General features: G+C 38.0%; 19 protein-coding genes and 1 tRNA gene. 12 read left to right on the top strand and 8 right to left on the bottom strand.

Features of this window, described 5'->3' with window-relative positions; genetic code table 11:
• Positions 1 to 156 precede the first annotated feature (156 nt).
• The 5 genes from HME9304_RS12630 to HME9304_RS12650 are packed head-to-tail and all read left to right on the top strand — an operon-like array spanning position 157 to position 7085.
• On the top strand, positions 157 to 1560 hold the full coding sequence (locus HME9304_RS12630) for an aminotransferase (protein ID WP_112378934.1): 1404 nt from the start codon (positions 157 to 159) through the stop codon (positions 1558 to 1560).
• Positions 1557 to 2930 (top strand): agmatine deiminase family protein, encoded by a 1374-nt coding sequence (locus tag HME9304_RS12635; protein ID WP_112378935.1) that lies wholly within the window; start codon positions 1557 to 1559, stop codon positions 2928 to 2930. The genes HME9304_RS12630 and HME9304_RS12635 overlap by 4 nt, the downstream gene beginning before the upstream one ends.
• Before the next feature lie 9 nt (positions 2931 to 2939).
• Positions 2940 to 4250 carry a serine hydrolase domain-containing protein gene (locus HME9304_RS12640; RefSeq protein ID WP_112378936.1) on the top strand — a complete coding sequence of 437 codons (1311 nt, stop codon included), beginning with the start codon at positions 2940 to 2942 and terminating at the stop codon, positions 4248 to 4250.
• Between the two features lie 2 nt (positions 4251 to 4252).
• Positions 4253 to 5611 carry a Na+/H+ antiporter NhaC family protein gene (locus HME9304_RS12645; protein WP_112378937.1) on the top strand — a complete coding sequence of 453 codons (1359 nt, stop codon included), beginning with the start codon at positions 4253 to 4255 and terminating at the stop codon, positions 5609 to 5611.
• Positions 5612 to 5630: 19 nt separating this feature from the next.
• Positions 5631 to 7085, top strand: a complete 1455-nt coding sequence (locus HME9304_RS12650; RefSeq protein ID WP_206170474.1) for an NAD-dependent succinate-semialdehyde dehydrogenase — start codon at positions 5631 to 5633, stop codon at positions 7083 to 7085.
• A gap of 176 nt (positions 7086 to 7261) precedes the next feature.
• On the opposite strand, the gene HME9304_RS12655 is transcribed toward HME9304_RS12650, so the two are convergent.
• Both HME9304_RS12655 and HME9304_RS12665 read right to left on the bottom strand, forming a co-directional pair.
• A complete protein-coding gene (locus HME9304_RS12655; protein WP_123877478.1) occupies positions 7262 to 7873 on the bottom strand; it encodes a DUF6134 family protein in 612 nt (203 codons plus the stop codon).
• A 560-nt stretch (positions 7874 to 8433) separates the two neighbouring features.
• Positions 8434 to 8506: transfer RNA gene (locus tag HME9304_RS12665), tRNA-Lys, on the bottom strand.
• Positions 8507 to 8624: 118 nt separating this feature from the next.
• Here HME9304_RS12665 and HME9304_RS12670 point away from each other — a divergent pair.
• Positions 8625 to 9140, top strand: a complete 516-nt coding sequence (locus HME9304_RS12670) for a shikimate kinase (protein ID WP_112378940.1) — start codon at positions 8625 to 8627, stop codon at positions 9138 to 9140.
• On the opposite strand, the gene HME9304_RS12675 is transcribed toward HME9304_RS12670, so the two are convergent.
• Positions 9132 to 9629, bottom strand: a complete 498-nt coding sequence (locus HME9304_RS12675; RefSeq protein WP_112378941.1) for a phosphoribosyltransferase family protein — start codon at positions 9627 to 9629, stop codon at positions 9132 to 9134. The genes HME9304_RS12670 and HME9304_RS12675 overlap by 9 nt on opposite strands.
• Positions 9630 to 9663: 34 nt before the next feature.
• Positions 9664 to 10035, bottom strand: coding sequence for an RNA-binding S4 domain-containing protein (locus HME9304_RS12680; protein ID WP_112378942.1), 372 nt, complete (start codon positions 10033 to 10035; stop codon positions 9664 to 9666).
• 78 nt (positions 10036 to 10113) lie between these two features.
• Here HME9304_RS12680 and HME9304_RS12685 point away from each other — a divergent pair, with 78 nt between their 5' ends.
• Positions 10114 to 11079 carry an FKBP-type peptidyl-prolyl cis-trans isomerase gene (locus tag HME9304_RS12685; RefSeq protein ID WP_112378943.1) on the top strand — a complete coding sequence of 322 codons (966 nt, stop codon included), beginning with the start codon at positions 10114 to 10116 and terminating at the stop codon, positions 11077 to 11079.
• A gap of 50 nt (positions 11080 to 11129) precedes the next feature.
• Here the strand turns inward: HME9304_RS12685 and HME9304_RS12690 are convergent, their stop codons facing one another.
• The 3 genes from HME9304_RS12690 to HME9304_RS12700 all read right to left on the bottom strand — a co-directional run bounded on the left by HME9304_RS12690 (position 11130) and on the right by HME9304_RS12700 (position 13668).
• A complete protein-coding gene (locus HME9304_RS12690; RefSeq protein ID WP_112378944.1) occupies positions 11130 to 11744 on the bottom strand; it encodes an outer membrane beta-barrel protein in 615 nt (204 codons plus the stop codon).
• A 51-nt stretch (positions 11745 to 11795) separates the two neighbouring features.
• Positions 11796 to 12749, bottom strand: coding sequence for a transketolase family protein (locus HME9304_RS12695; protein WP_112378945.1), 954 nt, complete (start codon positions 12747 to 12749; stop codon positions 11796 to 11798).
• A 73-nt stretch (positions 12750 to 12822) separates the two neighbouring features.
• Positions 12823 to 13668: a transketolase gene (locus tag HME9304_RS12700; RefSeq protein WP_112378946.1), complete on the bottom strand. Its 846-nt coding sequence runs from the start codon at positions 13666 to 13668 to the stop codon at positions 12823 to 12825.
• 156 nt (positions 13669 to 13824) lie between these two features.
• Here HME9304_RS12700 and tgt point away from each other — a divergent pair, with 156 nt between their 5' ends.
• From tgt to HME9304_RS12725, 5 genes are all read left to right on the top strand, one after another.
• Complete coding sequence (gene tgt / locus HME9304_RS12705) at positions 13825 to 14955, top strand: tRNA guanosine(34) transglycosylase Tgt (RefSeq protein WP_112378947.1); 1131 nt, start codon at positions 13825 to 13827, stop codon at positions 14953 to 14955.
• Positions 14955 to 16037, top strand: coding sequence for an LptF/LptG family permease (locus tag HME9304_RS12710; protein WP_112379820.1), 1083 nt, complete (start codon positions 14955 to 14957; stop codon positions 16035 to 16037). Before tgt ends, HME9304_RS12710 begins: the two co-directional genes overlap by 1 nt.
• A gap of 92 nt (positions 16038 to 16129) precedes the next feature.
• Positions 16130 to 17083 (top strand): acetyl-CoA carboxylase carboxyltransferase subunit alpha, encoded by a 954-nt coding sequence (locus HME9304_RS12715; RefSeq protein ID WP_112378948.1) that lies wholly within the window; start codon positions 16130 to 16132, stop codon positions 17081 to 17083.
• Positions 17084 to 17250: 167 nt separating this feature from the next.
• Positions 17251 to 18798 (top strand): replicative DNA helicase, encoded by a 1548-nt coding sequence (gene dnaB, locus HME9304_RS12720; RefSeq protein WP_112378949.1) that lies wholly within the window; start codon positions 17251 to 17253, stop codon positions 18796 to 18798.
• 13 nt (positions 18799 to 18811) lie between these two features.
• Positions 18812 to 20089: an asparagine synthetase B gene (locus tag HME9304_RS12725; RefSeq protein ID WP_112379821.1), complete on the top strand. Its 1278-nt coding sequence runs from the start codon at positions 18812 to 18814 to the stop codon at positions 20087 to 20089.
• A gap of 67 nt (positions 20090 to 20156) precedes the next feature.
• Here the strand turns inward: HME9304_RS12725 and HME9304_RS12730 are convergent, their stop codons facing one another.
• The gene (locus HME9304_RS12730) at positions 20157 to 20558 is read right to left on the bottom strand and encodes a response regulator (RefSeq protein WP_112378950.1); all 402 of its coding nucleotides are present in this window, start codon (positions 20556 to 20558) and stop codon (positions 20157 to 20159) included.
• Positions 20559 to 20681: the final 123 nt, after the last annotated feature.

Below are 20681 nucleotides of genomic sequence, written 5' to 3' on the forward strand. Positions count from 1 at the left end.
AAAATTATAATAAAAGTTCAATAATATGCATATTTTGCAAATAATAGTAATTAAATATCATTTTTTACACATTTAACCATAATTATTGCATTTTATTTGCTTTATTGCAGTGTGTAATTATTAAATGTGATAAATTAATAAACGGTATTCTTGATAATGATTTTCACTAAAAACAATATATCCTCAGATTTAGAAAGAGCTTGGCAAAATGATAAAGACCATGTTATACATCCCTATGCCAATTATGAAAGATTTCATGAAGACGGTTCGGTAGTATATACGAAAGGAGACAGACATTTTATATATGATGACAAGGACAGGAAATACCTTGACGGTATAGCAGGGTTGTGGTGTGTTAACATTGGGCATGGTAATGTAGAGATGGCCGCGCATATAGGGGAGCAAGCTAAAAATTTGGCATATTTCAATACTTTTGAAGATGCAACGTCTCCTTCAGCTGCAAATCTAGCGGCAAAATTGGCATCATTATGTCCAGGGAGCCTTAATCATGTCTTCTTTGGAACTGGTGGCTCCATGGCAAATGATTCTGCCATAAAAATTGTCCATTATTATTTTAATATGTTGGGGATGCCAAAGAAGAAAAAGATTCTTTCCAGGAATCTGGGCTATCATGGCAGTACTTATTTGGCACATGCCCTTACGGGTATATCATCTACTCACATAGGGTTTGATTTGCCAAAGGATATGATAACTTACCTTTCTGCACCGTACCCATATCGGAGACCTGATGAAATGACCATCCAAGAGTTTTGTGATTCTCTTATAGAAGAAATGGAGCATAAAATTTTAGAACTTGGTCCAGAAACTATCGCCTGTTTTATTGCAGAGCCCATTATGGGTGCCGGTGGCGTCATAGTTCCACCTGATGGATACCTAATAAAAGCTTATGAACTTTGTAAAAAGTACAATATATTGGTTATTGCCGACGAAGTTGTTACCGCATTCGGCAGATTGGGCCATTTGGTAGCTTCGAAAGAAAAATTTGATGTGCAACCAGATATTATCGTTTTGGCAAAAGGATTGTCATCAGGTTACATTCCCTTGGGAGCTACGGTAATTTCTGAAACTATACATAAAGTAATCAGCAGACCAAAACCAGAAAATCCTTATTTCTCGCATGGATTTACTTATTCTGGGCACGCTTTGGCATGCGCTACCGGATTAAAGAATATTGAAATTATGGAAAGAGAGGACTTTTGCGGACACGTGAGAACTGTTGGACCTTATTTTAAAAAGCAACTAAAGACATTGGAAGACCTTCCTGTAGTTGGAGAGGTGCGCGGTAGCCATTTTATGCTGGCCTTGGAATATGTAAAGGATAAAAGAACCAAGGAATCATTTCCCGCAGAAATCAATATAGGAAAGAGAATTTACCATTCAGCTAAAAAAAGAGGATTGATTATAAGGCCCATAGGTCCTATCAATGTGCTTTCACCACCGCTCACCTATGATAAGGACGCTATTGATGAAACAGTTGATATTATGAAAAAAAGCATCCTGGAAACCATGAACGACCTGAGTAAAGAAGGCCACTTATGAAAAAAGTGACTATATATGGCAAGCGTAATGGTTTAAAAATAAAAAGCGTTGGAAGTAATGGCTTTCTTCGGTGCTCCACTGTATTACTACTATTAATTATTGTTGGTTGTAAAGAAAAAAGCAAAACTGCACTGAATCAAAAAGATGAAGTCATCGAGGTACTGCGTCAACCGGCAGAATACGATGAACAGGAGGCCGTATGGTTGCTCTGGTCTCCTGTGGACCATTTAAAAGGCCAATCCAATGTAAATGTGACCTTGAAGATTATTGATGCTTTGGTTCAAAAAGAGAGAATAATTGTTTCTGCCGCTACAGATTCCTTGCTTAAAATGGCTCAAAAAAGCATTCCTAAAGAATATTTGGACAAGGGATGGGTTGAACTTCTTAAAATACCCTCTGAAGAACTATGGGTAAGGGATATGGGACCAAACTTTGTAGTGCTGACAAATGGCAAAAAGGCCATCGTTGATTTTGGATTCAATGCATGGGGCTACACGGACAGTGATAATATGGACGATTATACCATCCGTATGGAAAAGTTTGATGAAGCTGTGGCACATATAAAAAATCTCCCTCTGATTCAAACAAATTTAATTAGTGAGGGTGGTAATAGGGAAGTAAATGGTGAAGGTGTGCTCATGGTTACGGAAGCGGTAGAAAGGGGCAGAAACCCAAATATGGACTTAAAAGAAATGGAAGCCGAATTTCAGCGTGTTCTCGGTATTGAAAAGGTAATCTGGTTAAAGGAAGGACTCAAGGAAGATGATCATACGTTTAGAGGAGTCGTAGCGTTGGAAAATGGCGAATTTGCCTATACAGCGGTAACTACCAATGGCCATATTGATGAGTTCGCCAGGTTTGTAAATGACTCTACCATTCTTTTGGCAAGTGTAAAAGCCAAAGATTTGGAAGATCCTGTAGCAGCAGAAAATCACAAACGGATGGAAGAAAATTACAATATCCTTACTAAAGCGACCGACCAAAATGGCAATCCCTTTAATATTATCCGTATGCCACTGCCCAAACTTGTTTTGGGTAAAATGGGACCAGGGGATTTGGTCTATGATTTTATCAGTGAACTTGAATATGAAGATGGGTCAGTTTTTCCTGTAGGAGATGAGGTTACTGTTATTGCAGCAGCGAGCTATCTTAATTTTTTAATTACAGATGAGGTGGTCATCGGACAAAAATACTATTCCGATGGAATGGACAAAGAGATTGAAGAAAGAGATAAAGAAGCAAAAAACATTTTACAACAAGTATTCCCAAATCGTACAATCGTTATGATCAATGCATTGGCCGTTAATTTTGGTGGTGGTGGAATTCATTGTATTACCATGAACGAACCTACGATTGATAACCGGAAATAAACCCATTATATGCTCACAAGACATTTACTATTCGCTTTATTTTTTGTTTTGCTTTTTTCGTCATGTGGGAATGATGGGAAAAAACCTGTTCCAGAATTCATTGCGCTCAATACGCAAGGGCTACAAAAAGAACTGGACTCAGTTTTTGTAAGAAACGAATTAATGGGAATGTCCGTTGCACTTATCGATGAAGGAAAAATATCATGGCAGTACACCCATGGTCTAGCAGATGAAGGGCGAAATATCCCAATAACGGAAAACACTATATATAGAGTAGCATCAATATCTAAATCGATAACGACATCAGCATTGCTGCAATTATGGGAAGCTGGAAAGATAGACTTGGATGTCGATGTTAGCGAATATTTAGGTTGGAAATTGGTAAATCCCAAATATCCGGACATACCGATAACCTTAATGCAGCTTTTGAGCCATCAAAGTAGTATTAGGGATGGGGAAGGCTATGGAAGGTTTTCTAAAAACATGATAGTCAAAGAACTGAATATTAAAGAACTATTTTCAATAAGCGGTGAATATTTTACCGATGACATTTTTGCAGCGCATGAGCCTGGGGAATATTTTTCCTATACCAATTGCACCTGGGGCATTATTGTTTCCGTAATCGAAAAAATCAGCGAACAGCGTTTTGATGACTACTGCCGAGAACATATTTTCAAACCATTGGGAATGAAAGCTGATTTTAATGCTTCCAAGATTGATAAGATAGATTCCCTTGCTGTTTTATATCGCTACAACGACGATGCATGGGTTGCACAGGCAGACAATTACAAAGGCATTGTTCCCGAATCGCGTGCGTATGAAGGATATGAACTCGGGCAAAACGGATTGCTTTTTGGTCCTCAAGGAAGTTTAAGAAGCTCTGCAAATGATTTGGCAACATTCTCCCTCATGCTAATGAATGATGGTTACTACAACAAAACTCAAATATTGAAAAAAGAGACAGTGTCCCTAATGTTGGAAAGTCACTGGATGTACAATGCCGACAATGGCAACACGTGGGAAAACTTCTTTTTATCCTATGGACTAGGCATACACATTTTGAGCAATACCGAAGGCTCCGATATTATTTTTCCAAATTGGAAAATGGTGGGCCATCCGGGCATTGCTTATGGTCTATTGAGCGATATGTATTTTGATAAAGAACGTAGAAGTGGTATTGTCTTTATAACCAATGGGTCTAAAAAAAGCTTTGAATATGGACAGCATACCTCTTTCTATCAAGTAGAAGAAGATGTTTTTAAAGTGATTCATCCTTTTTTAAAGGAAATTGAAGATAAAAGACAATTAAAAGAGGAATAAACATGGAGCATTTGGGTCTTCTGAGTTTACTTCCAACACTTACGGTAATTGTTCTGGCCTTGCTGACCAGAAAGACGTTCGAGGCTTTGGTCGGCGGTTCTTTAGTTGGATTTCTCATTATTTCCATCTCTAGTTTTTTTACGGATTTTACAAACTCCTTGCTTCAGGTAATGCAGGATGCTACCATAGGCTGGGTTATATTGGTTTGCGGTCTGTTCGGTTCACTGATTCACCTTTTGGCACAGTCAGGGGGAACAACTGCGTTCTCAAGTTATTTACTGAAATATGTAAAAAATAGAAAAGGAGCTCTTTTGGCTACATGGCTATTGGGGCTTTGTATTTTTATAGACGACTATCTAAATGCACTTACTGTTGGAGCATCCATGAAGAAAGTTACCGATCGTTTTAAAGTTCCCAGGGAGATGCTGGCCTATGTAGTAGATTCTACTGCAGCACCAATTTGTGTATTGATACCTTTATCAACTTGGGCAATTTATATTTCCGGTCTTTTGGAAAGTGAAGGAGTAGTGGAGAAGGGACAAGGACTTGCAGGCTATTTTCAGGCCATTCCTTATATAACCTACGGTTGGGTGGCAGCTATTTTGGTGCCTTTGGTGGCATTGAACCTAATTCCTGCCTTGGGAGCCATGAAGCGAGCAGAAAAAAGGGCGGAACAAGGTATCTTGATTCCGCCAAATTCGGATTCCATCAATTTAAAAATGCCCGAAGGTATTTCTGATAAAGCCCCAAAACTATCCTTCTTCGTCTTTCCCATTATTGTATTGATTTCGGCAACGGTTTTTTTTGATATAGATGCTCTAAAGGGTGTTATCTCAGCTATAGTTTTTACTGTTATTTTCTATGCATTTCAAAAGATTATGTCATTTACACAGGCAATGCAAGGCATTTTTACTGGATTTAAGACAATGTTTTATGCACTTGCTATCGTGGTTATGTCTTTTGTGTTAAAAGATGTAAATGACCAACTGGGTCTTACAAAATTTATAATAGAATCGGTCTCACCACTTATCAATAAAGAATTTTTACCATTGATAGCATTCGTATCTTTAGCATTGGTGACTTTTGCGACCGGTTCATTTTGGGGCGTGTATGCTATTTCACTGCCGATTATAGTTCCATTGGCACAAGGCATGGGTGTAGATATTTGGTTGGCCATAGGGGCCGTCATCAGTGCTGGAGCTTTTGGTTCACATGCTTGTTTTTATGGTGATGCCACTGTATTGTCCGCATCGGCTACCGGTTGTAATAATATGGCGCACGTAATGACACAATTGCCATATACTTTAATAGCGGGGGCAATCACATGTGTTATCTATCTAATTTTAGGTCATATGATATAAGGATTCTCAAAATAAATTAATGGAGCAGCAAATGATGAACAAAGAATTACTTTTTAATACTTCATACGTGGATGGCAAATGGTCGACCAATACATCAGAAACTTTTAAGGTGTATAATCCAGCTAACGGAGAAGTAATTGCCGAAATACGTGACGACGATGCTTCAATTGTGGAACAAGCCATTACAGCTGCTGATAAGGCCTTTAAACAATGGAGCGGTAAAACGGCATCGGAACGTTCAAAGATATTGGAAAAATGGTATGATCTGATATGCGAAAACCAAGAGGATTTGGCTAAGATAATGACCTATGAATGTGGAAAACCGTTAACGGAGAGCAGGGGTGAAGTTTCTTATGGCGCTTCCTTCATCAAATGGTTTGCAGAAGAGGGAAAACGTACTTATGGCGATGTTATTCCGTCTACTTCCAATTCAAAGCGAATTGTAACCATCAAACAGCCAATAGGGGTGGTGGGAGCAATGACTCCTTGGAATTTTCCGTTGGCCATGATCACAAGAAAAGTAGCTCCAGCCTTGGCAACAGGATGCACGGTAGTTGTGAGACCAAGTGAAGAAACCCCATTGACGGCTTTGGCCATAGCTAAACTGTCTAAAGATGCAGGTTTCCCTAATGGCGTTTTCAATGTGGTGGTAGGTAAAGATGCGCCCACCATGGGAAAGATACTTTGTGAGAGCAATCTTGTAAAGAAAATATCTTTTACGGGATCTACAAAGGTGGGACAGCTACTTATGTCACAAAGTGCCAAAACACTTAAAAAAATGAGTTTGGAACTTGGTGGAAACGCTCCTTTTATTGTTTTTGAAGATGCAGATCTGGACGCTGCCGTTCAAGGAGCCATGGTATCAAAATACAGAAATGCAGGACAAACCTGTGTTTGTGTCAATAGATTCCTGGTGCACGAAAACGTGTATGACGAGTTCGTTGAAAAATTTGTGGCAGAGGTATTAAAATTGAAAATAGGGAACGGTTGGGTAGAGAAGGTTGAAATAGGGCCGCTTATCCATAAAAAAGCATTGGAAAAAACTGAGGATTTTATTGTGGACGCAAAAAATAAAGGTGGTGAAATACTTTGTGGCGGAAACAAAATCGACCAATTTTTTTATGAGCCTACAGTAATTGGGGAAGCTAATACCAAAATGGATTTGACTCACGAAGAAATTTTTGGGCCAGTTGCAGCAATTTTCAAGTTTTCAACAGATGAGGAGGCATTACGCATGGCCAATGATACCAAATATGGATTGGCGTCTTATTTTTATTCCCAGAATATATCTAGATGTTGGAAGGTTGCAGAAGCGCTGGAGTATGGTATGGTTGGTATAAACGAAGGGCTCATTTCTACGGAAGTTGCACCATTTGGAGGAATCAAACATTCTGGAATGGGCCGCGAAGGCTCTAAATACGGTGTAGAAGATTACTTGGAAATCAAATATCTATGTTTTGGGAATATGGAGTAAGGCAAACTTCTAAACTATCTATAAATATTCTTTAAGAAACTAAATATTATTATAATTATTATTATTCGATTACTAGCGCCTATTGCCAATTTAGTTCTAAGATAATCGGCCTTATCAATTTTGAAAGACTGCTATTCTTATGAGTATTTAGCAAAGAATTATTCACATCTTTACAATCATTCTTTAGCTCTCATCTCAAAGCTCACCATTCCTCCATCTACCTCTATTTTATCTAGTTTGCCGTTGGTATAATGGTAAAAATTTTCATTTCCCTTTTCATTGACCATCTTATAAAGCCCCTCTCGGATTTTAACGATTTCGTTAAAGTTCCCCAATTGCTCGGAAAAAATCTTGTCAACATTGTCAGGTTCATCAAAATAGAGCTTGATCGAGGAGATATCTATCAAATCCGTAACCTTGTTTCTTTTTCCGTCACTAAACTTCACAACGTAATCATCACCTTTTTGGTTTACCAATACCTGTTTTGGCTTCCTTTTGTTGATCTTGATATTAACCTTGGAAGATCTTAGCCTTCCAGCATTATAAGTTACCCTGTATTTATAGCGTACATTGATTTTCTTTATCAAAAGAATAGTGGTATTGATTCGAGTGCTGGATGTATAGACCATCTTGTTCTTTATCTGGAACCTTTCAGCTTTAAGAGTACCTATCCTATCGCCTTTATAGATAATTTCAAAAAGAAGCGTCTCCTCTGGTATGGGTGATTTATTGGTTACTCCAAAAATCGGATTGGTAATTAACAATAGAATTATGGTTAATGTCTTCATCGTGGATTTTGTTTCTGTTTGCATTAAATTTATGAAAATACTTCCATCATACTTAAGAGGATGTTCCGAACAGTTTTTTTATTTGCTCATATCTTAAAATCCGATTTATACCCAGACAATTCTTTACAATTATATATATTTAATGAAACTGGAATTTTCCAGATTATTTTAAGTGATTATGCTAAACGAGAACGCGATAAAAGACCCCCTATCCAGATTTTCCATAAGTTTGTTTCCAATATGTTCGTTGGACATGGACAGACCACTCTTTAAAATTTTTGAAGTATATCCATATGGGTTGATGTCCAATTCATTTATAAAAAAGCTTAAAACTATTGCGCTATATTATAGCTAGCATTTTGCCATTTTCTCTTATTTAGTGCTTTTGTAAGTTTTTATCTTAAGCTGATTAATCTGTACATAATTAGTAGTCACGGATTTATTGATAGGTCACCAAATATTATAACAGGACGAATGTTTAATTTGATATTAAGGAAAAATAAAAAATCCCATAGATTAAAAATCTATGGGATTTTTTTAATTCAATGAGGCTTTAAAAGTGACCTGACTGGGGCTCGAACCCAGGACCCTCTCCTTAAAAGGGAGATGCTCTACCAACTGAGCTATCAGGTCTAAATTGGGCTAATGAGACTTGCTCTAAGCGGCTGCAAATATAATATCAATAATTTATTTTGCAAGATGATTTAATGATAAATTTGTGTTTTTTTGAAATCATAATTAATTACCGTAAATGAAAGTAGTTTTGATAGGCTATATGGCAAGTGGAAAGTCGTCAATTGGCAAGATGTTGGCCAAGGACCTACATGTGGAATTCATTGATTTGGATGATTATATCGAAGCCGAACTCAATATGTCAATAACAGCTATTTTTTCAGAAAAGGGAGAAATTTATTTCAGAAAAAAAGAGTCCGAAATACTTACAAAGATTTTATCCAAAAAAAAATCCTTTATACTTTCTACTGGCGGTGGAACTCCTTGTTACGGAAATAACATGAAAACGATTCTAGAAAAATCCACACATTCAATTTATCTACAGCTTCCTGTTTCAGCATTGATAAAGCGAATCGAAAAGGAAAAGCAACAAAGACCTTTGGTAAAAAATATAAAGAATGAGGATTTGCCCGAATTTATAGGAAAGCATTTATTCGAGAGAAGACAGTTTTATTTTCAGGCATTACACACCATTGATTGCGGCCACAAGGACATTGATCAGCTGATAGAGGAAATAAAGGAATTACTATTCTAAATACACACCATCCTGCTTGGACTTGAACTCGACCCTTATATGCTCATTTAGGGACGTTGATAGCGATACACCCTTATAATCTGCCTTAATAGGATATTTTTTATGGTTTCTATTGACCAGAACAGCTGTTCGTAGTTGTTTTAAGGGAGTCTTGAGAAAATGATGAACACCATAAATTAAGGTAGTTCCAGAATTGAGTACATCGTCTACCAAGACTATGGACTTATTTCTATATTCAGCTTCTTGTATTGAAGTATTGACGCCACTTTCTAGAGGATTTTTTTTATCCATCATCATTTTACAGAGTACTATGCTGGCTTCGGTAATTTCTTCAAGTATTTTGGATATCTTTTTTGCCAATTTTAGACCTCCACCATCTATTCCCGCAATAATAATTTCTTTCTCGTTTACATTGGCTTCATAAATCTGATACGCGATGCGCTTTATGGTATGTTGTATTTGTTTGTGGGTCAATATTTGGTTCGCCATGATTTAAGTATTACGGACAAAGATAAGAAACCAATTATTCGGACTCGTCCAGATAACCATCAATATCTCTTCTGTCCTTTTTTGTAGGTCGGCCCAACCCCTTTTTTCGGTAATGGTCTTTTGCAGATTTTAAAAGTTCGTTATGTACAAAAGCATCTTTAGGAGTGGTATCTTTCCTATAAATATCAACTAATTTGGCTCCAACTCGGCTTTCGGGAATATCCAATACGGTCAATTGGTACTCGATTTGATTTTTTCTTAGGTTGATTTTATCCATGGGATACACCTCTCTGGAAGGTTTTACAATACTACCATTGATTTTTACCTGCCCTTTTTTAACAGCTGTACTGGCAACGTTTCTCGTTTTATAGTATCTAATACACCAAAGGTATTTATCAATGCGCATAAACTCTGCAAATCTTTGTTAATGGAATAAGCAAAAATAGCGGAAAATTGTATCTTGCGCAGCTAAATTATAAACTTGATGAAGTACGGAGTTTTCGTTTGTTTGTTTTTCTTCATATTGATATTGGCATCATGTAACAATGATGATAATGGGCCAGCTATTGAGTCAGTACCGCCAAGATTGTTGACAGAAGTAGCTCCAGAAAATGATGAGGAGATACAAGAGTTCCTTAAAACCCATTTTTATAATTATGAAGAATTTGCAACACCACCAGTAGATTTTGATTTTAAAATACAGATCGATACGATTGCTGGAGATAATGCGGATAAAAAATCTTTATGGGAGGATATTGAGATGAAAACTATAAACTTATCTTCATCTGACCTAGGTTTAGAAGATGAAGAGGAAAATGTTGAACACAAATACTATTATTTAATTGCAAGAAGCGGAGAAAGTGGAAATAGCCCTACAATCGGTGACTCAACTTTGCTAAGGTATCAAGGTTCTTTGCTTGACGGTACATTATTTGACGAGAACCCAAGCTTTACATGGCAAGAACTTCCATTTACAATAAGGGGATATGCCAATGGAATTTCTAATATAACTTCCGGCACACCCGAACAAATAATTCAAAATGAGGATGGAACCATAAATATTTCTGACAGCGGAATAGGTCTTATTGTGATACCCTCCGGTCTTGCATACTATAATAATACTGGACCATCAGGTAGCATACCGCAATATGCCCCACTCCTTTTCAAAATTGAAGTAGGTTTGTTTGTTGAGGATACGGATAATGATAACGATGGGATACCTACTATTTTGGAGGATGTAGACGGAGATGGAAATTTCAATAATGACAATGCTGATAGCGAAGCTGAATTGGCAGCAGGTTTTTTCCTGCCCAATTTTAGAGATACTGATGATGATGGTGATGGAACGCTTACCAGGGATGAAATAGTTATTGATGATGAAGGGAATGTTACTTTTCCTGATGCTGATAACGATGGAACGCCAGATTATCTGGACCCAGATACAAATTGATTATAACAAAAAAGCCCACTAAAAGCGGACTTTTTGTTCAATTTTTTATGCTACAATTTTAAGGATACCGCAAAGATTATTTGTGACGGTCTAGAATCCACACGACCATCTTCTATATCCGCGAAATTATTGGAAATGAATTCGGCCTCGTTTTCCGAAAAACCTCGTTCGTAGCGCACATCCAATCCTAATTTTCCAAGATTGACCCCTGCTCCTATATTGAGGCCCACGGTAAAATCATTTTCAACGTCCTCAATTTCTACACCTTCCAAATCATTGCTCAGTGTATATTGAAAAGCAGGACCTGCGAAAATATGTAGGGGCCCTATAACTTTATACCCTAAAAGTACGGGAAGATCTAATTTAGATACGTCATAATCACTGGATTGTCCTTCAACATCATAGGTACTTTTAGTCCTTGTATAGACCAGCTCTGGCCTAAGATAAATCTTTGGAAAATCCAATTTTCCCCAAAAGCCAAAATGATAGCCCGCTTTTCCTTCGGCACCCTCAGTGATATTTTGACCAGCGTCTCCAATATCCCCTATTAGGTCTCCATTTTTGTTGTAACTGAGTCCGGCTTTAATACCGAACCCCGTGCCGCTCTGTGCAAATACAGCTGTGCCCATTAGGCACACCGCTGCAATTAGAAGTGTTTTTCTCATAAGTGTTTCGTTTTAATTGAGTGAAAATGTATCAAAATTGATACTGAAAGATCACTTTCTTTTCAATACTTTTAAAACGGCAGACTCAATGGCTTTATTGTTGAGGCCGTATTTATCCATGAGCTGGTCCGGGGTCCCACTTTCCCCAAAAGTATCTTGCGTTGCCACAAACTCCTGAGGTGTAGGATGATGGCTTGCCAATACTCTTGAAACACTTTCGCCAAGGCCGCCAAGAAAATTATGTTCTTCGGCAGTGACGACACATCCTGTCTTTTTGACGGAAGCTAGAATTGCCTCATCATCCAACGGTTTAATGGTGTGAATATTGATTACCTCCGCAGATATGCCTTTTTCTTCTAAATTTTCAGCAGCAATAAGGGATTGCCAAACTAGATGCCCTGTTGCAATTATTGTTACATCGGTACCTTCATTGAGCAATAACGCCTTCCCTATTTCAAATTTTTGGTCAACTGGTGTGAAATTCGCGACTTTGGGTCTTCCAAAACGAAGATAAACTGGCCCATGGTGTTCTGCTATGGCCAAGGTAGCTGCTTTGGTCTGGTTAAAATCGCAAGGATTGATAACGGTCATACCAGGTAGCATTTTCATTAAACCGATATCTTCCAGTATTTGATGTGTAGCGCCGTCCTCTCCCAATGTAATCCCTGCGTGCGATGCACAGATTTTTACATTTTTATCGGAATAAGCTATGGATTGACGAATTTGGTCGTATACCCTTCCTGTAGAGAAATTGGCAAACGTACCTGTAAACGGAATTTTACCTCCAATGGTAAGACCCGCAGCTATACCCATCATATTAGCTTCGGCAATTCCTATCTGAAAGAAACGTTCTGGATTCTCATCAATAAAAGTTTGAATTTTTAACGATCCCACTAAATCTGCACAAAGTGAAACCACATTGGGATTTGTTCTGCCCAATTCTGTCATTCCAGCTCCAAAACCGCTTCTTGTATCTTGTTTTCCTTGATCTGTATATTTTGTCATTCCATTTTATTTTGTCATCCCCGCAAAGGCGGGAATCTAATTCAAAGATTTCCTCTTCTTTACAGAGATTTAGCTAGTAGTCACCTAACGTCTCCGGGTTTTGACCCAATGCGTTTTCCAATTGTTCGTCATTGGGGGCCTTACCGTGCCAAGCATGGGTATGCATCATAAAATCAACCCCATTCCCCATTACGGTTGTCATGACTATACAAATAGGTTTTCCCTTTCCTGTTCTGCTCTTGGCTTCTTTTAATCCAGCAATGACCTGTTCTAGATCATTTCCATCTTTTATTTCCAGAACATCCCATCCAAAGACCCTGAACTTTTCAGAGACATCTCCTAAAGGAAGTACTTCTTCGGTAGCACCATCGATTTGCTGGCCGTTTCTATCCACGGTTGCAATCAAATTATCTACCTTGTTGCCACCTGCGTACATAATGGCTTCCCAATTTTGCCCTTCCTGTAATTCTCCATCACCATGCAGGCTGAACACGAGGTGGTCATCTCCATTTAACTTTTTGGCCAAAGCGGCACCTATTGCAACAGACATGCCTTGACCCAAAGATCCAGAAGCAATCCGAACGCCGGGCAAACCTTCGTGGGTTGTAGGATGTCCCTGTAAGCGCGAGTTAATCAATCTGAAGGTATTCAATTCCTCAACAGGAAAATATCCTTTTCTTGCCAAAACACTATAAAATACAGGTGAGATATGGCCGTTGGAGAGAAAGAAAAGGTCTTCTCCATTTCCATCCATATCAAAACCATCTTTCAATTCCATGATTTCATTGTATAGTGCGACAAAAAATTCTGTACATCCTAAAGATCCTCCGGGGTGTCCTGAATTTACATTATGCACCATTCTTAAAATGTCTCTTCGGACTTGGGTCACTAAATTCTGTAATTCTTGCGTATCTGGCATTTTAATGATTTTGTTGTTTCAAAAATAACCGCATTGGTTGGGCTAAACAAGTATGAACGGATTAATTTATGAAACACTTTTTGTAAACAAACTTTATTTTTTTGTTAAGGCTTTGTGGAAATGAGTTGGCTATATTTGCGGTTTTAATAATAACCATTGAAGTTTACCCTAAAACAAACGGATACAAAAAGCAAGGCGAGAGCCGGAGAACTGTCTACGGACCACGGTACTATTAAGACTCCTATTTTTATGCCGGTGGGTACGGTAGCTTCCGTAAAGGGAGTCCATCAGCGTGAATTGAAAGATGATATCGACCCAGATATTATATTGGGCAACACTTATCATCTATATCTACGTCCAGGTGCTAAAATCCTGGAAAAGGCAGGAGGACTTCATAAATTTATGGGTTGGGATAGAAATATCTTGACAGATAGTGGAGGGTATCAAGTATACTCATTGTCTGCCAATAGAAAAATTAATGAAGAAGGTGTAAATTTCAAATCCCATATTGATGGGTCCAGTCATTTTTTTACTCCTGAAAATGTGATGGAAATACAACGCACTATTGGAGCTGATATTATAATGGCTTTTGATGAATGTACACCTTATCCATGCGAGTATAATTATGCAAAAAGGTCAATGCACATGACCCATAGATGGTTGGATAGGTGTATAACACATTTGGAAAAACTTCCCTATAAATATGGTTATTCACAAAGCTTTTTTCCTATTGTCCAAGGATCTACTTATAAAGACCTAAGAGCGCAATCGGCAGAGTATATTGCTTCTGTTGGTGCAGAAGGCAACGCAATTGGAGGGTTGTCTGTAGGGGAACCTGCAGAGGAAATGTACGAGATGGCAGAAATAGTATGTGGTATTCTTCCAGAGGATAAGCCAAGGTATCTCATGGGCGTAGGAACACCCATAAATATTTTGGAAAACATCGCTTTGGGGGTTGATATGTTCGATTGTGTGATGCCTACCCGCAATGCCCGTAATGGAATGTTGTTTACCGCCCATGGCACCATCAACATTAAAAATAAAAAATGGGAAGACGATTTTTCGCCTATTGATGAAATGGGAATCACCTTTGTGGACACTGAATATTCCAAAGCATACCTGAGACACCTGTTTGCCGCGAATGAATACTTGGGCAAACAAATTGCAACAATACATAACCTTGGGTTTTACCTTTGGTTGGTGCGTAGTGCCAGAGAACGTATTTTAGCAGGGGATTTTCAGGAATGGAAAATCAAAATGGTAAAACAAATGGACAAAAGATTGTAATGCTTACCATACTCGACAGATATATTTTAAAACGTTACCTAGTAACCTTTTTAGGAATGTTGATGCTTTTCGTTCCGATAGGAATCATGGCGAATCTGGCCGAGAAAATTGGAAAAATTATTGATAATGAAGCTCCTTTGAGCGAAGTAATTGTTTTTTATAGCAACTTTACGTTGGTCATTGGTAATTTGCTCCTTCCTATATTTTTGTTTTTATCCATTATTTTTTTTACGTCCAAACTGGCCAGTAATACAGAGATTGTAGCAATACTAAGTTCCGGTGTATCCTATACTCGTTTTTTACGACCTTATTTTATAGGAGCAACACTGGTGGCAATCTTAATTTTTATGATGGGTATGTTCATAGTGCCACATGCGAGCATAGGATATAACGAGTTTGAATATAAATATTTTAAAAAGGGACGCCAAGATAGGGTCACCAGTAATATTTTTAATCAATTGAACGAAGATGATTATATCTATGTAAGTAGTTTTGACCCCAATAGAAAAATAGGATATAATTTTACCTACGAGCACTTCGATTCCATAAAACAACTCGATTATAAAATATCGGCATCAAATATTAGATGGATTGATAAGGACAGTATATATAGATTGACCAATTATGCCAAAAGAAAGTTGAGGAACGGTACTGAAATCATACAGACCAAAAGAAGGTTGGATACACTCTTCACCTTTAAAATTGAAGACCTTACCCCTGTATCTTATGTGGCAGAGACCAAGAATTTATTTGAATTGAACGAATTTATAGAAGACCAAAAACGAAAAGGAGCTTCCAATATCAATGCCTACATTTTGGTCAAGTATAAAAGATGGGCTTTGCCCATTGCAGCTTTTGTACTTACAATAATTGCAGTGGCCGTATCTTCGGTTAAAAGGAGAGGGGGTATGGGCCTAAATTTGGCATTTGGAATAGGTGTGGCATTTATATACATATTTTTTGATAAAGTTTTTGGGACTTTAGCAGAACAATCAGGTTTTTCTCCGCTATTGGCCGTGTTGGTACCAAATCTTATTTTTGGTGCATTTGCCATCTATATGTTGCTTAAGGCCAAGCGATAGTTTTTACTGCCAAATTAATAAATCAAGTTTTTAGGAGTGTCCTTTAAAGTTTTATATTTGTCCACATTATAATTACCTCAAACAGACTTTTCATGGAGTATCTAGATTTTGAACTTCCCATTAAAGAACTTGAAGACCAATTACAAAAATGTATGGTCATTGGAGAAGAAAGTGATGTTGATGTTACCGAAACATGTCAACAAATCGAAAAGAAACTAGGAGAAACCCGCAAGGATATCTACAAAAATTTAACGGCATGGCAGCGGGTGCAACTATCAAGGCACCCCAACAGACCGTATACCATGGACTATATTAACGCTATTTGCGGCGACACATTTTTAGAACTTCACGGTGATAGAAATGTAAAGGACGATAAAGCAATGATTGGTGGTTTGGGCAAGATAGGCGACCAGAGCTACATGTTTGTAGGCCAGCAGAAAGGATATAATACAAAGACCCGTCAATATCGAAATTTTGGCATGGCAAACCCAGAGGGATACAGAAAAGCATTGCGGTTGATGAAATCCGCTGAAAAGTTTGGGATTCCAGTGGTTTGCTTTATAGATACCCCAGGAGCTTATCCTGGTATTGAAGCTGAGGAAAGGGGGCAAGGAGAAGCAATTGCCCGAAATATTTTGGAAATGACCCGTCTTAAAGTCCCTATTATTGTTGTGATTATTGGAGAAGGTGCATCTGGAGGTGCATTGGGGATTGGAGTGGGAGATAAGGTGTTAATGTTGGAAAATACTTGGTATTCCGTAATTTCTCCAGAGTCCTGCTCTTCTATTTTATGGAGAAGTTGGGAGTATAAGGAACAAGCAGCAGAAGCCTTAAAACTTACCGCAACAGATATGAAAAAACAAAAGCTTGTGGACGAAATTGTCCGTGAGCCATTGGGCGGAGCACATACCAATAGGGATAAAACTTTCGAAACCGTCAAGAATAAAATTTCCACCCATTTTGAAGAACTGCAAAAGTTATCACCAAAAGAACTGGTAAAAACTAGGATGGAAAAATATGCTGAGATGGGCGTCTTCAACGACTAACCACCATTTTTTGCAGCGAGCTTTTTTTTATTAGCTTTTTTCCTCAAATATTCTTATGTTATTAACAGATATTTTTAGTTATCAACACTAATTTTGTTGAGTATCTGTTGACATCGTAGCATATAAATTTAAAGTTAAGTAAAGGTTAATTACCTACTTTCGCACCTATGGACAAACCAAGCCCAATCATCGGTCATAAAGTTGACAAGTCTACCCTCATTAATTTGGAAAGAGGTAAAATACCACCGCAAGCAGTTGATTTAGAAGAGGTTGTACTTGGTGCGATGATGATAGATAAAAAGGGTGTAGACGAGGTAATAGATATCTTACATCCAGATGTTTTTTATAAAGATGCACACCGCTTTATCTACGAAGCAATCTTCAAATTGTTCGAATCTTCCGAACCGGTGGATTTATTAACCGTTTCATCGCAGTTAAAGAAGGAAGGAAAATTAGAAGTTGTTGGAGGTGATTTTTACTTGATAAAACTTACTCAAAAAGTAGCTTCTTCGGCCCATATCGAGTTTCATGCAAGAATCATTCTTCAAAAATATATCCAGCGAAGCCTTATTAAAATATCCAATGAAATTATAGAGGATTCTTATAGCGATTCTACGGATGTTTTCGATTTATTGGATACCGCTGAAGCAAAACTTTATGAGGTTACCCAGGGGAATTTAAAACGTTCTGCGGAGACAGCACAAAATTTGGTAATACAAGCTAAAAAGAAAATCGAGGAGATTTCCAACAAGGAAGGTTTGAGCGGTATACCATCAGGCTTTGACAAATTGGATAAGTTGACATCTGGCTGGCAGCCCAGTGATTTGGTCATAGTCGCTGCCAGACCGGGTATGGGAAAAACTGCGCTTACACTGTCCATGGCCCGTAATATAGCCGTTAACTCAGAGATTCCTGTCGCATTCTTTTCTCTGGAAATGTCTTCGGTACAGTTGATAACCCGTTTAATTTCTTCAGAAACTGGCCTTTCATCAGAAAAATTACGTACCGGAAGATTGGAAAAACACGAGTGGGAACAGCTGAACGTTAAAGTGAAAGCACTAGAGAAAGCTCCACTGTTTATTGACGACACACCTTCGCTCTCAATTTTTGATTTAAGGGCAAAGGCTAGGCGATTGGCATCACAGCACAAAATAAAATTGATTGTCATTGATTATTTGCAATTAATGACCGCAGGTGGAAGTCAAAAAGGGGGCAATCGTGAACAAGAGATATCTACAATTTCCAGAAACCTAAAGGCATTGGCCAAAGAGCTCAGTGTTCCCGTGATTGCACTTTCCCAATTATCAAGGGCCGTAGAGACAAGAGGGGGGAGTAAACGACCTATTCTCTCTGACTTAAGGGAATCTGGAGCAATAGAACAAGATGCCGATATTGTATCTTTTATCTATAGGCCTGAATACTATAAAATTGATGAGTGGGATGATGAAGAGCGCACACCCACACAGGGTCAGGCGGAATTCATCGTAGCGAAACACCGTAACGGGGGATTGGATAATATTAGGTTAAAGTTTATTGGTGCACTGGGTAAATTTGATAACTTGGAGGATTTTGATTCCCCATTTGAGTTTCAATCAAAGATGAATGCAGATGAGGAAAATCCTTTTGCTACACCAAATCTCCCAAGTACGGATGAGGCATTTGGTAGCGCAATGAACAGTGATGAAGACCCAGATGATAATGACGTACCTTTTTAAAACCTTACAATGGATGCTACTTCGAGCAAGAGCGAAAAATTTCACCATAATATTTTTATTTCTCTTTCTATTTAAAGCATCAGCCTCTGTCATACTTATTCCAATGGACGCAGAGGGCCAAGAAAATCACCTAAAAGCTTACGGGATTACCTATTGGGTTCTTACCAAACAACAGAAAGTACAATGGTTGCTGAACTATCGTGGAGGCTCTTTCTTGCTACCGGATGGCGAATCCATAAGAAAGGAATGTCAAATCCGCGGAGTATCTTTTGAGATACTCTCTGATGGGCAAGCAGAAAGTATTTTGGATGAGATCAGTAGCCCATCCCAAAACCAAGATGCAGTTATTTTGGAAAAAGCACCAAAAATAGCTGTGTATTCACCCAAAGGAAACCAACCTTGGGATGATGCGGTCACAATGGTGTTGACTTATGCTGAAATTCCATATGTAACCATTTATGATGAAGAGGTCCTGGATAACAAATTGGTCCTTTATGATTGGTTGCATTTGCATCACGAAGATTTTACGGGACAATACGGAAAATTCTATAGCGCTTATCGTGCAGCACCCTGGTACATTGAAAGTAAGGCCCAAGCTGAAAATTTGGCTCAAAAACTTGGATTCTCTAAAGTTTCTGAAGAAAAAAGGGCAGTAGCCCTAAATATCAGAAATTACGTAATTGGGGGAGGGTTTATGTTTGCCATGTGTTCTGCAACGGACAGTTTTGATATTGCATTGGCAGCAGAAAATGTGGATATATGTGAGCCTATGTTTGATGGCGACCCGTCAGACGCCAACTATCAAGGTAAATTGGATTACAGCAAAACCTTTGCTTTTACCAATTTCATATTGGAACGAAACCCATTGCGCTATGAATTTTCTTCCATTGACATGACCAATAAGAGAAGAAACGTACCAAAGGAGTCAGATTATTTCTCGTTGATGGAATTTTCTGCAAAATGGGACCCTGTCCCAACAATGTTGACCCAGAATCATACGACCTTGGTAAAAGGTTTTATGGGACAGACAACATCATTTACGCGAAATGAAGTTAAACCTACCGTAATGGTTTTGGGTGAGAATAAAATTAATGGTGAAGCCCGTTATATTCATGGAATTAAGGGAAAAGGCTTTTTCACCTTTTATGGTGGTCACGACCCAGAAGATTATCAACATAGGGTAGGTGACCCCAAAACTGAATTGGAATTACATCCAAACTCACCCGGTTACCGTTTAATATTGAATAACGTTCTTTTTCCAGCTGCTCGGAAAAAGAAACAGAAAACTTGATATAAGATTCTTACATTTCTCAGATGCGGTAAAGCAATCTTAAAAAAAACATGGAGAGTCCAGCTAATTATCCCGCTTTAACTGAAATGGATCTCTGTAAAAACGATTCCAAATGTTCTATACGTAAAGGTTTGGAAATGAAATTTTTCACATATCTTGAATATTCTTCGGATTTTTTCTTGTCCGCAGAATTTATAGATGAGGTTACCATTAAGACTTCGTAAGTAGTTGGGAAATTTTCAAGGTCCATAAACTCCAAAAACTCAAACCCTGTCATTTCTGGCATATTGATATCCAATAATATCAAGATTCTTTGACTTTTATCTTTTTTGAATCTAAGATCATCCAAGGCCAATTCAGGATTGGTAAAACTCTTTATTTTGTGCTCAAGTCCCAATTTCCTAAAATGAATAGTATTAATGGTGTTCACTAAATCTTCATCATCCACTAAATAAATTTCGCTGTACATAATACTTTAGTTTAATGTTTTGGTACATCAATATTAGCTTTTTGCAACATTGTACAATAAATTATGTTGTGAAATATTCTTTTTTGTATGTAAGAATTTATGTTAGGTCGATTAAATAAAAAT

Origin of the sequence: Flagellimonas maritima (assembly GCF_003269425.1) — a bacterium.
Lineage (GTDB): Bacteria > Bacteroidota > Bacteroidia > Flavobacteriales > Flavobacteriaceae > Flagellimonas > Flagellimonas maritima.

Coding starts and splice junctions, on each gene's coding strand:
- HME9304_RS12725 (WP_112379821.1), top strand. CDS start 18,812: ATGCTACTTCGAGCAAGAGCGAAAAATTTCACCATAATATTTTTATTT.
- HME9304_RS12690 (WP_112378944.1), bottom strand. CDS start 11,744: ATGAGAAAAACACTTCTAATTGCAGCGGTGTGCCTAATGGGCACAGCT.
- HME9304_RS12685 (WP_112378943.1), top strand. CDS start 10,114: ATGAAGTACGGAGTTTTCGTTTGTTTGTTTTTCTTCATATTGATATTG.
- HME9304_RS12640 (WP_112378936.1), top strand. CDS start 2,940: ATGCTCACAAGACATTTACTATTCGCTTTATTTTTTGTTTTGCTTTTT.
- HME9304_RS12655 (WP_123877478.1), bottom strand. CDS start 7,873: ATGAAGACATTAACCATAATTCTATTGTTAATTACCAATCCGATTTTT.
- HME9304_RS12710 (WP_112379820.1), top strand. CDS start 14,955: ATGCTTACCATACTCGACAGATATATTTTAAAACGTTACCTAGTAACC.
- HME9304_RS12650 (WP_206170474.1), top strand. CDS start 5,631: ATGGAGCAGCAAATGATGAACAAAGAATTACTTTTTAATACTTCATAC.
- HME9304_RS12730 (WP_112378950.1), bottom strand. CDS start 20,558: ATGTACAGCGAAATTTATTTAGTGGATGATGAAGATTTAGTGAACACC.
- HME9304_RS12680 (WP_112378942.1), bottom strand. CDS start 10,035: ATGCGCATTGATAAATACCTTTGGTGTATTAGATACTATAAAACGAGA.
- HME9304_RS12700 (WP_112378946.1), bottom strand. CDS start 13,668: ATGCCAGATACGCAAGAATTACAGAATTTAGTGACCCAAGTCCGAAGA.
- HME9304_RS12715 (WP_112378948.1), top strand. CDS start 16,130: ATGGAGTATCTAGATTTTGAACTTCCCATTAAAGAACTTGAAGACCAA.
- HME9304_RS12695 (WP_112378945.1), bottom strand. CDS start 12,749: ATGACAAAATATACAGATCAAGGAAAACAAGATACAAGAAGCGGTTTT.
- HME9304_RS12670 (WP_112378940.1), top strand. CDS start 8,625: ATGAAAGTAGTTTTGATAGGCTATATGGCAAGTGGAAAGTCGTCAATT.
- HME9304_RS12630 (WP_112378934.1), top strand. CDS start 157: ATGATTTTCACTAAAAACAATATATCCTCAGATTTAGAAAGAGCTTGG.
- HME9304_RS12675 (WP_112378941.1), bottom strand. CDS start 9,629: ATGGCGAACCAAATATTGACCCACAAACAAATACAACATACCATAAAG.
- HME9304_RS12635 (WP_112378935.1), top strand. CDS start 1,557: ATGAAAAAAGTGACTATATATGGCAAGCGTAATGGTTTAAAAATAAAA.
- HME9304_RS12645 (WP_112378937.1), top strand. CDS start 4,253: ATGGAGCATTTGGGTCTTCTGAGTTTACTTCCAACACTTACGGTAATT.
- dnaB (WP_112378949.1), top strand. CDS start 17,251: ATGGACAAACCAAGCCCAATCATCGGTCATAAAGTTGACAAGTCTACC.